The sequence below is a fragment of the Citrobacter sp. Cf125 genome (genome assembly GCF_030333935.1).
In the GTDB taxonomy this organism is placed as follows: domain Bacteria; phylum Pseudomonadota; class Gammaproteobacteria; order Enterobacterales; family Enterobacteriaceae; genus Citrobacter; species Citrobacter freundii.
In genome coordinates this window covers 462,421-477,082 of record NZ_JAOWEY010000025.1, presented here as the reverse complement: position 1 = coordinate 477,082, position 14,662 = coordinate 462,421, and the positions used below count along the sequence as shown (strand labels likewise).

11 protein-coding genes are annotated in these 14,662 nt (G+C 52.3%); 7 read left to right on the top strand and 4 right to left on the bottom strand.

Annotated elements, in window-relative coordinates; genetic code table 11:
* Nucleotides 1-97: 97 nt before the first annotated feature.
* The 4 genes from tcuR (at nt 98) to OGV89_RS18910 (ending at nt 5,000) form a co-directional block, all read left to right on the top strand.
* Nucleotides 98-1,024: a tricarballylate utilization LysR family transcriptional regulator TcuR gene (tcuR, locus tag OGV89_RS18925; protein ID WP_044701004.1), complete on the top strand. Its 927-nt coding sequence runs from the start codon at nt 98-100 to the stop codon at nt 1,022-1,024.
* 97 nt (nt 1,025-1,121) lie between these two features.
* Nucleotides 1,122-2,525 (top strand): FAD-dependent tricarballylate dehydrogenase TcuA, encoded by a 1,404-nt coding sequence (gene tcuA, locus OGV89_RS18920; protein ID WP_016149788.1) that lies wholly within the window; start codon nt 1,122-1,124, stop codon nt 2,523-2,525.
* A complete protein-coding gene (gene tcuB / locus OGV89_RS18915; protein WP_200002880.1) occupies nt 2,512-3,651 on the top strand; it encodes a tricarballylate utilization 4Fe-4S protein TcuB in 1,140 nt (379 codons plus the stop codon). Before tcuA ends, tcuB begins: the two co-directional genes overlap by 14 nt.
* A gap of 53 nt (nt 3,652-3,704) precedes the next feature.
* Complete coding sequence (locus OGV89_RS18910) at nt 3,705-5,000, top strand: MFS transporter (protein ID WP_003847370.1); 1,296 nt, start codon at nt 3,705-3,707, stop codon at nt 4,998-5,000.
* A gap of 51 nt (nt 5,001-5,051) precedes the next feature.
* On the opposite strand, the gene OGV89_RS18905 is transcribed toward OGV89_RS18910, so the two are convergent.
* The 4 genes from OGV89_RS18905 to nagE form a co-directional block, all read right to left on the bottom strand.
* On the bottom strand, nt 5,052-5,384 hold the full coding sequence (locus OGV89_RS18905; RefSeq protein WP_003022817.1) for a ChiQ/YbfN family lipoprotein: 333 nt from the start codon (nt 5,382-5,384) through the stop codon (nt 5,052-5,054).
* A 49-nt stretch (nt 5,385-5,433) separates the two neighbouring features.
* Nucleotides 5,434-6,840 carry a chitoporin ChiP gene (gene chiP / locus OGV89_RS18900; RefSeq protein ID WP_003835544.1) on the bottom strand — a complete coding sequence of 469 codons (1,407 nt, stop codon included), beginning with the start codon at nt 6,838-6,840 and terminating at the stop codon, nt 5,434-5,436.
* 435 nt (nt 6,841-7,275) lie between these two features.
* Entirely contained in the window at nt 7,276-8,943 is a 1,668-nt protein-coding gene (glnS, locus tag OGV89_RS18895) for a glutamine--tRNA ligase (RefSeq protein ID WP_003022809.1), read from the bottom strand.
* 186 nt (nt 8,944-9,129) lie between these two features.
* Entirely contained in the window at nt 9,130-11,079 is a 1,950-nt protein-coding gene (nagE, locus tag OGV89_RS18890; protein WP_016149786.1) for a PTS N-acetyl glucosamine transporter subunit IIABC, read from the bottom strand.
* 342 nt (nt 11,080-11,421) lie between these two features.
* On the opposite strand from nagE, the gene nagB reads away from it, so the two are divergent.
* The 3 genes from nagB to nagC are packed head-to-tail and all read left to right on the top strand — an operon-like array spanning nt 11,422 to nt 14,660.
* Nucleotides 11,422-12,222 carry a glucosamine-6-phosphate deaminase gene (gene nagB / locus OGV89_RS18885; RefSeq protein ID WP_200002879.1) on the top strand — a complete coding sequence of 267 codons (801 nt, stop codon included), beginning with the start codon at nt 11,422-11,424 and terminating at the stop codon, nt 12,220-12,222.
* Between the two features lie 60 nt (nt 12,223-12,282).
* Nucleotides 12,283-13,431 carry an N-acetylglucosamine-6-phosphate deacetylase gene (gene nagA, locus OGV89_RS18880; protein ID WP_003022800.1) on the top strand — a complete coding sequence of 383 codons (1,149 nt, stop codon included), beginning with the start codon at nt 12,283-12,285 and terminating at the stop codon, nt 13,429-13,431.
* Nucleotides 13,432-13,439: 8 nt separating this feature from the next.
* A complete protein-coding gene (gene nagC, locus OGV89_RS18875) occupies nt 13,440-14,660 on the top strand; it encodes a DNA-binding transcriptional regulator NagC (protein WP_003022796.1) in 1,221 nt (406 codons plus the stop codon).
* Nucleotides 14,661-14,662: the final 2 nt, after the last annotated feature.

The following is a 14,662-nucleotide window of genomic DNA, read 5'->3' as shown; positions in this document are numbered from 1 at the left end:
TGGCTTTTTTTATGGGCGTTACCTGCCCTTTTCCCCTTCCCTCCGCTCCTGTGTTGCTTTAATGTAAAAATCAATTGCCCCCTTCCGGAGAGTCGAAATGGAACTTCGCCAGCTACGCTATTTTGTGCGCATTGTAGAAACCGGCAGCATGGGTAGCGCGGCGCTCGATCTCAATATCGGGGTTTCGGCACTCAGTCAGCAAATGTCGCGTCTGGAAAACGAACTCGCTATTCGCCTGCTGCAGCGCACTTCGCGAGGCGTGACCCCCACCAGCGCCGGACTGGCTTTTTACTCCCAGGCGCAGCTGGCGCTCCGTCACGCAGACGATGCAATCCTCGCCGCGCGTGAATCCCGGCTTTCCGGGCACGTCAGCGTCGGCATGGCTCCCAGTACCGCTTCAGTTCTCGGTATGCCTTTTATTCACGCCATGCGGGAAAGCTATAGCGATGTTCGCCTGCATGTGGTGGAAAGTCTCTCTGGTAATTTGGAACGGATGATTAATACCCGACAGATTGATCTGGCTGTGGTGTTTCAAAAAGAAAAGATCCTGCGCTGGAGTGCCAGACCGATTCTCGAAGAACGGCTGTTTTTGATTGGGACCCATGCCCTACTGGCTGATATTACCGATGACAATATTTCTCCAGCCGAATTGGCACGTATTCCATTGATAATGCCAAGCCCAGGCCACGGTCTGCGCGGCAGGCTGGAAGCAATTTGTCAGGAACACGCGCTGAACATTGAGATTGCTACAGAAATTGATGGTCTGGCGCTGCTGATGCGCGCCGTGCGCAGTGGCATTGGCGCCACTCTTCAACCCGGAGCGGCGATTTCCCATCTCGATAAAGAGACGCTAAGAGTGATCGGCGTCCATAATCCGATACTTAGCCGCCCCAACTTTCTGGTGAGCCTCTCTGACGATGAGCTCACCCCGGCGGGCCTCGCAGCCCGCGTAGTGCTGACGAAAGTGATGCATCAACTGGTGGAAGCAGGACGCTGGCCAGGCGCCATCCTTTACAATAACTAAAGCCCTCTTTAGCACTACGTCATAGCGCCCGCACAAGCCGTTCGCATACATTTTAATTACAAATTTAACAATTGGTTAAATGGTAATGGAGTATACGATGGTTGATGTTCTGGTGATTGGCGGTGGCAATGCTGCCTTATGCGCTGCCCTTACCGCCCGGGAGCAAGGCGCTTCCGTTTTACTACTCGAAGCGGCTCCCCGGGAATGGCGTGGGGGAAATTCCCAACACACGCGTAACCTGCGCTGTATGCATGATGCACCGCAGGATGTGCTGGTGGAAAGCTATCCGGAAGAGGAGTTCTGGCAAGATCTGCAGCGCGTCACGGAAGGAAATACCAACGAAGCCCTGGCTCGTCTGGTGATCCGCACCTCTTCACAGTGTCGCGACTGGATGCGCCGACACGGCGTCAATTTTCAACCTCCTCTCTCTGGCGCTTTACACGTGGCGCGAACCAACGCCTTTTTTATGGGCGGTGGCAAGGCCCTGGTGAATGCCTATTATCGCAGCGCAGAAAAACTGGGAGTGCAGATCCGCTATAACACCCCCGTTCAGGCGCTTGAACTGCGTAATGGCGAGTTCGTGGCGGCGCTGGCAGGTGAAGAGCGCATCACAGCTAAATCCTGCGTGCTTGCCGCTGGCGGGTTTGAGTCAAACCGCGAATGGCTACGAGAAGCGTGGGGAGAGAACGAGCGCGGCGAATGGCCTGCAGATAACTTTCTGATTCGCGGCACGCGCTTTAACCAGGGCGTACTGCTCAAATTTATGATCGATGCCGGAGCCGACATCATCGGCGAACCCTCCCAGTCACATTGCGTAGCTATTGACGCCAGAGCGCCGTTATATGACGGCGGGATTTGTACCCGCGTGGACTGTGTTTCTCTCGGCATAGTCGTCAACCGTGACGCTGAGCGTTTTTATGATGAAGGCGAAGATTTCTGGCCCAAACGCTACGCCATTTGGGGACGACTGGTCGCCCAACAGCCCGGGCAGATTGGCTACTCCATTATCGACAGTAAAGCCATCGGTCACTTCATGCCTCCGGTCTTTCCTGGCGCACAGGCTAATACGCTGGCGGAACTGGCTCATCAGTTGGGGCTGAATGGCGAACACTTTACCCACACCGTGACGGAGTACAACAACGCCTGCCAGCCCGGCCAGTTCAACCATACCATTCTGGATAACTGCACGACAAAAGCGTTAACCCCCGCGAAGACACACTGGGCGCGACCACTGGACCAGCCGCCTTACTACGGCTATGCCCTGCGGCCAGGGATCACCTTCACCTATCTCGGGTTAAAAGTAAATGAACGCGCTGCCGTACACTTTGCCGGGCAGCCAAGCCGCAACCTGTTCGTCGCCGGAGAGATGATGGCGGGCAACGTGCTGGGCAAGGGCTACACCGCAGGCGTGGGCATGTCAATCGGTACCACTTTTGGCCGTATTGCCGGAAAAGAAGCCGCGCTGGCCGCACGTAAGGAGACTCGTCATGAGGCAGCTTGAGAAACTGATTATCGACGCGCAAATTATCACCGAACCGGAAGCGGAAGTTGAACGCGTGATGCAGGTCTGCAACGCCTGTCGCTATTGTGAAGGATTTTGCGCCGTGTTCCCGGCAATGACGCAGCGCCTGGAATTCGGTAAAGCGGATATCAATTATCTGGCAAACTTGTGCCATAACTGCGGTGCCTGCCTGCACGCCTGTCAGTATGCCCCGCCTCATGAGTTTGCCATCAACGTGCCGAAGGCGATGGCAGAAGTCCGGCTTGAAACCTATCAGCACTACGCGCAACCCGCGGCCTTTGGCGCGCTTTATCGTCGCGCAGGCGTCACCGTGACGCTGGCGCTGGTTTTCGGTCTGACTCTGTTTTTACTGCTCGCCATGGGGTTAAAAGGCTCGTTACTCCATCCACCGCTGGCCGGAGATTTCTACCAAATTTTCCCGCATAGCCTGCTGGCCTGGATGTTTGGTTCGGTATTTATTCTGGCGATAGGTCTGCTGATGGCGGGCGTTATCCGCTTCTGGCGCGAGATCTCTCCCGGTATGCCACGTTCCGTCGAAATTGCTGAAGCTTCACACGATGCGCTGACGCTAAAGTATCTCGATGGCGGGCACGGTAAAGGTTGTAATGAAGCAGATGATGCCTTCACTCTGATGCGGCGCCGTTTTCATCACTTCACTTTCTACGGTTTTCTGCTCTGCTTTGCCGCCACCGTGGTGGCGACGGGCTATCACTATTTCGCAGGTATTGAAGCGCCCTATCCGTTCTTCAGCTTGCCGGTGATGTTGGGCACATTAGGCGGCATTGGCCTGGTTGTCGGCCCGGCTGGCTTGCTATGGCTCAATCTCAAGCGCTCACCGCTACATGGCGACGCACGGCAAAAACCGATGGATCGCGGTTTTATTTTACTGCTGCTGCTGACCAGTCTGACCGGTTTAGCCCTGCTGGCAGGAAGAGACTCGTCCTGGATGGCTATTTTGCTCGCCATTCACCTCGGCGTGGTCATGGCGCTCTTTCTGACCATTCCTTACGGAAAATTTGCCCATGGATTTTACCGCTGCGCAGCCTTACTCAAGTGGGCGATTGAGAAACGGCGCGGCAAACAGGCGGGGGTCACAGACAAATAACCCGCACACTCTTACCTCTATAAATATTATGATAAGACAGTGGAGCAAACCCAATGACACAACAACCATCGCGCGCCGGAACTTTCGGCGCAATACTGCGGGTAACCAGCGGTAATTTTCTCGAACAGTTCGACTTTTTTCTGTTCGGGTTTTACGCCACCTATATTGCAAAGACCTTCTTTCCCGCGGAGAGTGAATTTGCCGGGCTAATGTTAACTTTCGCCGTTTTTGGCTCGGGTTTCTTAATGCGACCCGTTGGCGCCATTGTGCTGGGTGCTTACATCGACAGAATTGGTCGTCGTAAAGGCCTGATGGTGACGCTGGCGATTATGGGCTGCGGTACCCTGCTGATAGCCCTGGTACCTGGCTATCACAGTATTGGCCTGCTGGCTCCCGTGCTGGTATTACTTGGACGATTATTACAGGGATTTTCTGCAGGCGTAGAGTTAGGCGGCGTCTCGGTTTATCTTTCGGAAATCGCCACGCCTGGCAATAAAGGCTTCTACACCAGTTGGCAGTCGGCCAGTCAACAGGTCGCCATTGTGGTGGCGGCGCTGATTGGTTACTGTCTGAACGCTACCCTGGGACACGATCAGATCTCGGAATGGGGCTGGCGCATTCCCTTCTTTATTGGTTGCATGATTATTCCTTTGATCTTCGTGCTCCGCCGCTCGCTGCAGGAAACAGACGCATTTTTACAACGCACGCACCGCCCCGACACTCGGGAAATTTTCACCACTATCGTCAAAAACTGGCGTCTTATCGCTGCAGGTACGCTGCTGGTGGCGATGACCACAACGACATTTTACTTCATCACCGTCTACACCCCGACCTACGGCAGGGCTGTACTCCACCTGAGCGCTCGCGACAGCCTGGTGGTCACCATGCTGGTCGGTATTTCTAACTTTATCTGGCTGCCCATTGGCGGGGCAATTTCTGACCGAATTGGTCGTCGTCCGGTGTTAATGGGGATTACCGTACTCGCTCTGATCACCACCTGGCCGGTAATGCACTGGCTCACCGCCGCGCCAGATTTCACTCGCATGACATTGGTCCTGCTTTGGTTCTCATTCTTTTTTGGTATGTATAACGGGGCAATGGTAGCCGCACTCACCGAGGTGATGCCGGTCTATGTGCGTACGGTGGGCTTTTCACTGGCATTCAGTCTTGCCACAGCGATTTTTGGCGGCCTAACGCCGGTCATATCCACGGCACTGGTTCAGCTAACCGGGGATAAAAGCTCACCGGGATGGTGGCTGATGTGCGCGGCACTTTGCGGACTCGCTGCCACGGCAATGCTGTTTGTCCGGCTAAGTCGGGGTTATCAACCAGTGGAAAATAAGCTCTGAAATGCAAACGGGCGGAAAATTCTCCGCCCGTTGTCTTTTTCATTTTTTGAATTACTGTGCGGCATTCTTGCTGCGAATTTCCTGCCAGACTTTATCGCAATCAGCATTAACGGCCTGATCGTTACCCGTGCGCGTGGCCTGGATACACTGCTGATAATCCAGCACGCGTACGCTTTCTTCATTGGCAAACTGCTGGTGCTGTTTTTCTTTCTTCAGTACATTCAACACGCTTTGGCAGGCTTCTATTTTTTCCGGCGATCCTTGAGCGGTATTAATACATGCGCTGTAGGCTTCTTTCAGACGGCTGTCTTCTTTCGGTGCAGGGGATTGCGTACAAGCCACCAGCCCTGATGCCATAACGGCGATGAGTATCAGTTTTTTCATAGCACGTTCCTCAACGAGGCGGCAGGCGCCCGGCCTGCCGCTATTGGCATTAGAAGATAGTGAACGGAGCAATAACGATGAATTTCACGTCACGCTCATCCTGGAAGATGTTGCCGTAACCACCACCCCAGCTCGGAATATCTGAATGGTTGTCGTACTGAGTGAAGTGCAGTTTAAACATAGTGCCCTTCGCACGACCATCCTGCAGGGTGTAGACCGCATCCAGGCTGTAAGAAGATTCTTCGATAGTGCGGTTTTTGTCGTAGTACGCATCCGGGTTGAGCTGCCAGGTAGCGGGTTTAGCATCCCATGCGTAAACGTAGGACGCGCCCACTGCCCAGCCCGGCAGGTTCCAGTTCTTCAGGTCATACATTGCGCCGAAGAAGACTGCCTTTTCGCCGTTGGCGTTGAAGTCAGAACGGTTATCCCACCACACGTCCAGGCGACCGTTTGATGAGGCGTAGGTCGGGGTCATACGCTGCAGGAAGTAGCCTTGCTGCCCATCTGCTTTAACCCATGTGCCTTCCAGACGCAGGTCAACCACTTCCGCTACTTTATAACCGAAGGTCAGCGCCTGCAGCCAGGCCGTGCCGTCATAAATATCGTTCACGGTGCGGTCGTCAACTTTGTCACGTGCGCCGTAGAATTGATAGCTGGTAGTAAACGGGTTACCGCCTAAATCGAATTTGTAGCTGGCTTTGGCGAAGTACTGATCGACGTAGCCTTCAGACTGACCAAATGCCGCTTCCAGCAACAGGTTATTTTTGAAGTCATATTTCGCGCCGATTGAATGCAGGTAATCAACGCTGGTCTTTTTATCAGCCTGATAGAATTTATCGACTTCGGTGTGCCACGGCGCTTTATATTCGTTAGCCCACATATAGGAGAAGCTTAGTGCGCCAGCATCACCATAGTCGAAGTTGGCACCGGCTTCAGCCCCCTGATAGGTACCTGGCATAAAGCTCCAGTGCGGTGCCAGCAAAGTCTGCCCGGTTGGTTGAATGTAACCGGCACGCGCCCAGGTTGGGCCGTATTTAAATTTAGCTGCTGCTTTATAAAGGCTAATCCCGCTCTTATCGCCGGAGTAATCCTCGTCATAGCCTTTATTTTTGGAAGAGAATGCGATTTCGTTTGGATGGCCGCTTTCGCTACTTTCGTTCATTTCAATAGCGGTAAATGCTGCGATATCAATACCAAACATATCGGCCGCATAACCGGACTGGAAGTCGAGGTTAGCGTTCCAGGTGGAGTGAGAAAGGTTGGTTTTGTATTTGTCATGATCGGTCACATCTTTACGGTCACGCTCACGCTGCCAGTAATAGATGCCGCCGGTTAAGGTTGAGTCATCAATAAATCCTTCGGCGTGTACCTGCGGAGCGACAACAAAACCCGACATTGCTGTGATACCGGCGATAGCCAGCGCCAGCGTACTACGTTTGCCACTAAACGTACGCATATGTTAATCCTCTTTGACATAAAAATGCTGCCGATATAAGCGGACAGCGAAAAAACAAAAATTAAAAAAGTAGCGCCAAGAAAACCTCAGTGACTACAATGAATAGACTATTTTTCGCGACGCGAATTATCAATCTCTTTCTGTAACGAGTATGTAATAGTATGAGCAACCGCACATATTTCATTGCTTTCTGTTACATTTTCATTGGGAGATAAAAAAGCGTTGAAAAAATGAAAAAATCGCTTGTTTTCCATAGAGATGAAATCGGTTTCAGCCCATTTCACATTGAGGTAAGTTATTTAAACGTAAAAACATTCAGCCGATTTATTATTACAGACATGTAATTAATTCGCTGCGCAAACGGAGCCTGTCAAACGGTTTTTTTGCGAAAAAAAACGCCGCATAAAGCGGCGTTTAGAGAGGATGTGTTGCGACTTATTCGCCCGCTTTAGCCCACGTATCACGCAGACCAACGGTACGGTTAAACACCAGCTTGTCAGCCGTTGCATAACGGCTGTCCAGGCAGAAGTAACCTTCACGCTCAAACTGGAACGCTTTACCTGCAACCGCAGCCTGCAGCGACGGCTCACCGTAACCCTGCTTAATGACTAGCGATTCCGGGTTAATAACGGACAGGAAGTCTTCCGCCGCACCTGGGTTTGGCACGCTAAACAGACGGTCGTACAGACGGATTTCAATCGGTAGCGCATGGGACGCGCTCACCCAGTGAATAACGCCTTTAACTTTACGACCATCGGCCGGATCTTTGCTCAGGGTGTCAGCATCGTAGGTGCAGAAAATGGTGGTGATCTTACCTTCTGCATCTTTCTCAACACGTTCGGCCTTGATCACGTATGCATTACGCAGACGTACTTCTTTACCCATCACCAGACGCTTGTACTGCTTGTTCGCTTCTTCGCGGAAGTCTGCGCGATCGATCCAAATTTCACCGCTAAACGGTACTTCACGGCTGCCCATTTCCGGTTTATTCGGATGGTTAGGCATAGTGACCAGCTCGCTTTCGCCCTGCGGGTAGTTTTCGATAACCAGTTTCACCGGATCGATAACCGCCATCGCGCGCGGAGCATTTTCGTTCAGATCTTCGCGGATGCAGGATTCCAGAGAAGCGATCTCAATGGTGTTGTCCTGTTTGGTCACGCCAATGCGTTTGCAGAACTCACGGATCGCGGCAGCTGTGTAACCGCGACGACGCAGGCCAGAGATCGTCGGCATACGCGGATCGTCCCAGCCTTCAACGTGCTTGTCGGTCACCAGCAGGTTCAGCTTGCGCTTAGACATCACGGTGTATTCCAGATTCAGGCGCGAGAATTCGTACTGGCGCGGATGAACCGGAATGGTGATGTTGTCTAGCACCCAGTCGTACAGACGACGGTTATCCTGGAACTCCAGCGTACACAGTGAATGCGTAATGCCTTCCAGCGCATCGCTGATGCAGTGGGTAAAGTCGTACATCGGGTAGATGCACCACTTGTTGCCGGTCTGGTGGTGTTCGGCGAACTTAATGCGGTACAGCACCGGATCGCGCATCACGATAAACGGCGAAGCCATATCGATTTTCGCACGCAGGCAGGCCTTACCTTCTTCAAAGCCACCGGTACGCATTTTTTCGAACAGCGCCAGGTTCTCTTCAACGCTACGATCGCGGTACGGGCTGTTTTTGCCTGGCTGAGTCAGCGTGCCACGGTATTCGCGGATTTCGTCCGCTGACAGTTCGTCAACGTACGCCAGCCCTTTATTAATAAGCTCTACCGCATAGGCGTGAAGCTGATCGAAGTAATCCGAAGAGTAGCGAATGTCGCCAGTCCAGTGGAAACCTAACCATTCAACGTCGTTTTTAATCGACTCAACGTACTCGATATCTTCTTTAACCGGGTTCGTATCATCAAAACGCAGGTTGCACTGGCCCTGGTAATCTTGCGCAATGCCAAAGTTCAGACAAATGGATTTCGCGTGGCCAATGTGCAGATAGCCATTTGGCTCCGGCGGAAAACGGGTATGGATAGTGGTGTGCTTACCACTGGCCAGATCTTCATCGATGATCTGACGAATAAAGTTACTCGGGCGGGCTTCAGCCTCACTCATCGTGGATTCCTCAAAGCGTAAACAACGTATAACGGAGTATGATCTTATAAGCGACGTCAGGAGACAACTATTAGTTGCACAAAAAAGCTGTTCAGCAGGAGATATGAGGGCATTTGCTGCAAAAAAAAGCGGCGGAGGACTATCCCCCGCCGCTTAAGGCACTTAACTCACTTTACTCAGGAGCAGTTACTTACCTTTAATCTCATACAGTGGTGTTTGACCGGCAACCACATGACCTTCGGCTTTAATGACCAGAGCGCCAAAATCATCGCTGTTGCTACACACAACCGGGCTTATCATAGAACGTGCGTTAGCGTTCAGGAACTCCAGATCCATTTCCAGAATCGGTTGGCCTGCAGTAACTTCCGCACCTTCTTCAACCAGACGCTTAAAGCCTTTACCTTCCAGCGCGACGGTGTCGATGCCCATATGGACCACGATTTCCGCGCCTTTAACAGTTTCCAGGCAGAACGCGTGGTTAGTGTTGAAGATTTTCACGATGGTGCCCGCAGCCGGAGCAACCACAATTTTATCCGTTGGTTTCACCGCCACGCCGTCACCTACAGCTTTGCTGGCGAAGGCTTCATCAGGAACCTGCTCCAGCGCAACTACGTCACCGGTAATCGGAGAAACCAGCGCTTCAACGGTGACTGCATTCGCTACCGCCTGCGGTTTTGCTACCGGAGCCGCTGCTGCTGGCGCACTTTCACCAGACGCTGCTGCCACCGGGCCACGCGCGACAACTTTCTTCATTTCGTCGCCGATGGATTCAGCTTTCGCCCCCACGATGACCTGAATTGTTTGCTTATTCAGCTTAACGACACCCGATGCTCCTAAACGTTTACACATCGCATCGTTTACGCGACCGGAGTCGGCAACGGTCAGACGCAGACGAGTGATACAGGCATCAATCGCTTTCAGGTTATCAGTGCCACCAACCGCTGCAATGTAGCTGGTTGCCAGTTGAGCCAAACCTTCTTCAGTGTTGCTGTTGGCTTCTTCAGTAACGATATCGTCTTCTTTATCTTCGCGGCCCGGCGTTTTCAGGTTAAACATACGAATAACCGCGCTGAACAACACAAAGTAGATAACGAAGAACACCAGACCCATCACCACCAGCATCCAGACGTTCTGGCTTGCTGCCGGCAGGTTGTACATCAACACGTAGTCGATAGCACCTGCGGAGAAGGAGAAGCCTGCGTGGATCCCCAGCAGTGTTGCAACGAACAGGCTGATACCCGTTAACAGTGCGTGCAGGAGGTACAGCAGCGGAGCCAGGAACATGAACAGGAATTCCAGCGGCTCGGTAACACCGGTCAGGAACGCGGTGATCGCAACGGACAGCAGCATACCGCCAACCATCGGACGACGTGCTTTCGGAGCCGCGAAGTACATCGCCAGCGCCGCACCCGGCAGACCAAACATCATGATCGGGAAGAAGCCAGACATGAACATACCCGCAGTGCCGTCACCCGCGTAGAAGCGGTTGATGTCACCGTGGAATACGGTACCTGCAGCGTTAGTAAATTCGCCAATCTGGAACCAGGCGATAGTATTCAGCACCTGATGCAGACCGGTTGGGATCAGCAGACGGTTGATGAAACCAAAGATACCGGAACCCAGCGCGCCAGCGCCCACGATCCACTCACCACCCGCATGGATGGCATTCTGTACCGGTGGCCATACGTAACCGAAGATAGCAGCCAACACCAGACAGAAGAAGCCAGTGGCGATCGGCACGAAGCGTTTGCCGCCAAAGAAGCTCAGGAAGTCAGGCAGTTTGATACCAGACCAGCGGTTATACACGGCACCGCCGACCAGACCGGTGATGATACCAGCCAGCACGCCCATATTGATTGCAGGGTTAATGGTAACCATTGCTTTGGTCAATATGAAATAACCGACCGCACCTGCCAGCGCTGCTGCACCTGCGCTGTCTTTTGACCAGCTGGAAGCAACACCGATCGCAAATATTAATGCGAGGTTATCAAAGATGGCCCCACCCGCTTGCGCGATGAAGGGTACGTTAAGTAAATCTGGTTGGCCGAATCGCAGCAGCAGTGCCGCGACTGGCAGCACAGCGATGGGGAGCTGTAACGCCCTACCCAGCCGCTGGAAAAAACCTAAAATATTCATTTTATTCCCCCTACGAGACCCCGATTAGGCTTCTTTGAAGCCATATTTTTATTGTGTGACCATTCCTGACAGCAAGATTCTGGAACAACGATATTAACCATTCATCTACATTCAGAGTGTGTGAAAAATTAATTCGTATCGCAAATTAAACGCGTGTTTTTTGTGATTTCAGTCACCAAATATCGTTATTAACCCTCCCTTCCACTGGCTAACTACGAAAACTTATTTTATCATTCAAAAAATCGAAACGGATTGATCCTTACCGATGCAAAACCAGGTTACGCTTAATACTGCACAGAGACTCAATCCGCCAATTGCTTACATTTACTTTTGAGGTGAAGAATGAGACTGATCCCCCTGAATACCGCTGAACAAGTCGGCAAATGGGCTGCTCGCCATATCGTTAGCCGTATTAACGCGTTCAAACCAACGGCAGATCGTCCGTTCGTTCTGGGCCTGCCGACTGGCGGTACTCCGCTGACAGCTTATAAAGCATTGGTTGAAATGCACAAAGCGGGCCAGGTGAGCTTCAAGCATGTTGTTACTTTCAATATGGACGAATATGTTGGCCTGCCGAAAGAGCATCCGGAAAGCTACCACAGCTTTATGCACCGCAATTTCTTTGATCACGTTGATATTCCAGCAGAAAACATCAACCTCCTCAATGGTAATGCGCCGGATATTGATGCAGAATGCCGTCAGTATGAAGAAAAAATCCGTTCTTACGGTAAAATCCACCTGTTTATGGGCGGTGTAGGCAACGATGGTCACATCGCGTTCAACGAACCGGCTTCCTCTTTGGCTTCCCGTACCCGTATCAAAACGTTGACTCACGACACACGTGTTGCTAACTCACGCTTCTTTGACGGCGACGTAAGCCAGGTGCCTAAATATGCGCTGACCGTTGGCGTGGGTACCCTGCTGGATGCCGAAGAGGTGATGATCCTGGTTCTGGGCCACCAGAAAGCACAGGCGCTGCAAGCCGCCGTTGAAGGCAACGTTAACCACATGTGGACCATCAGCTGCTTGCAGTTGCATCCAAAAGCCGTTGTGGTCTGCGATGAGCCTTCCACCATGGAACTGAAAGTGAAGACGCTGAAATACTTCAACGAGTTAGAAGCGGAAAATATTAAAGGTCTGTAATTGATGTCTCCGCCCTGTCGATGAGTTGCAGGGCGGCATTTTTTGAAATCGGGGGTCGGAATGTATGCTTTAACCCAGGGCCGGATCTTTACCGGTCACGAAATTCTTGATGACCATGCGATTGTTGTCGCCAATGGCCTGATTGACAGCGTTTGCCCACTGGCTGAGTTACCGTCAGGAATTGAACAGCGCTCACTGAATGGGGCCATTGTTTCCCCCGGTTTTATTGATGTACAGCTAAACGGCTGCGGCGGTGTACAGTTTAACGATACGGCAGAAGCCGTGACCGTTGAAACGCTGGAAATCATGCAGAAAGCCAATGAAAAATCTGGCTGCACCAACTATTTGCCAACGCTTATCACCACCAGCGATGACCTGATGAAACAGGGTGTTCGCGTGATGCGTGAATACCTGGCGAAACACCCGAATCAGGCATTAGGACTTCATCTTGAAGGCCCGTGGCTGAACCTTGTGAAAAAAGGTACCCATAATCCGGGATTTGTCCGTCAGCCGGACGCTGCGTTGGTTGATTTCCTGTGCGATAATGCGGATGTGATCACCAAAGTCACACTGGCACCAGAAATGGTCCCGGTAGAGGTCATCACCAAACTGGTTAATGCCGGTATCGTGGTTTCTGCAGGTCACTCCAATGCAACGGTCAAAGAAGCCAAAATCGGTTTCCGCGCAGGCATCAGCTTTGCGACCCATTTGTTCAACGCGATGCCGTACATTACCGGTCGTGAACCAGGTCTGGCGGGCGCAATTCTTGATGAAGCCGATATCTACTGCGGTATCATCGCCGATGGCCTGCACGTTGATTACGTTAACATTCGTAATGCTAAGCGCCTGAAAGGCGACAAGCTGTGCCTGGTCACTGACGCGACCGCGCCAGCAGGTGCAAACATTGAACAGTTCATTTTCGCTGGTAAAACAATATACTACCGCAATGGACTGTGTGTTGATGAGAACGGTACGTTGAGCGGTTCATCATTAACCATGATTGAGGGTGTACGCAATCTGGTCGAACATGCGAATATCGCTCTCGACGAAGTCCTGCGCATGGCAACGCTCTACCCTGCTCGCGCCATTGGCGTCGACAAACAACTCGGCAGTATCGCGCCAGGCAAAGTAGCCAACCTGACTGCGTTCACGCACGACTTTAAAATTATCAAGACCATCGTTAATGGCAACGAGGTCGTTACTGAGTAAGAGAAAGAATGACACCAGGCGGACAAGCTCAAATAGGTAATGTTGATCTCGTAAAACAGCTTAACAGCGCGGCGGTTTATCGCCTGATTGACCAGCATGGGCCAATCTCGCGAATTCAAATTGCCGAGCAAAGCCAGCTTGCCCCCGCCAGCGTAACCAAAATTACGCGTCAGTTGATCGAACGCGGGCTGATCAAAGAAGTCGATCAGCAGGCCTCCACCGGGGGCCGCCGCGCTATCTCTATCGTCACAGAAACCCGCAATTTCCACGCAATTGGCGTACGCCTGGGTCGCCACGATACGACGCTCACTCTCTATGATATGAGCAGTAAAGTGGTCGCCGAAGAGCATTACCCTCTCCCGGAGCGCACCCAGGAAACGCTGGAATATGCGCTGCTCAACACCATTGCCATCTTTATTGAGAGCTGTCAGCGGAAAATCCGCGAGCTGATCGCAATTTCTGTCATCCTGCCAGGCCTTGTCGATCCTGAAAGCGGCGTCATCCGCTATATGCCACACATTCAGGTCGAAAACTGGGGGCTGGTCGAAGCGCTCGAAAAACGCTTCAAAGTCACCTGCTTTGTTGGTCACGATATTCGCAGCCTGGCGCTGGCTGAGCACTATTTCGGGGCAAGCCAGGATTGCGAAGACTCCATTTTGGTGCGAGTGCACCGCGGAACCGGCGCGGGAATTATTTCCAATGGCCGCATTTTCATCGGTCGCAATGGCAACGTCGGTGAGATTGGTCATATTCAGGTTGAGCCGCTGGGTGAGCGTTGTCACTGCGGTAATTTCGGCTGTCTGGAAACCATTGCGGCCAACGCCTCTATCGAACACCGCGTACAAAACTTGCTAAAGCAAGGCTATCCAAGCCGGCTCACGCTGGATGATTGCAGTATCAAAGCCATCTGTAAGGCAGCGAATAAAGGCGATAATCTGGCAGCAGAAGTCATTGAGCACGTTGGTCGCCATCTGGGTAAAACCATCGCTATCGCCATCAACCTCTTTAATCCGCAGAAAATCGTCATTGCGGGCGAAATTACCGAGGCTGATAAAGTGCTGCTGCCTGCAATAGAAAGCTGTATCAACACGCAGGCGTTGAAGGCGTTTCGCCATAATTTACCGGTGGTTCGGTCCACGCTGGATCACCGCTCCGCCATTGGCGCCTTTGCGCTGGTGAAACGCGCAATGCTTAACGGGACTTTGCTGCAACGTTTGCTGGAAAGCTAATA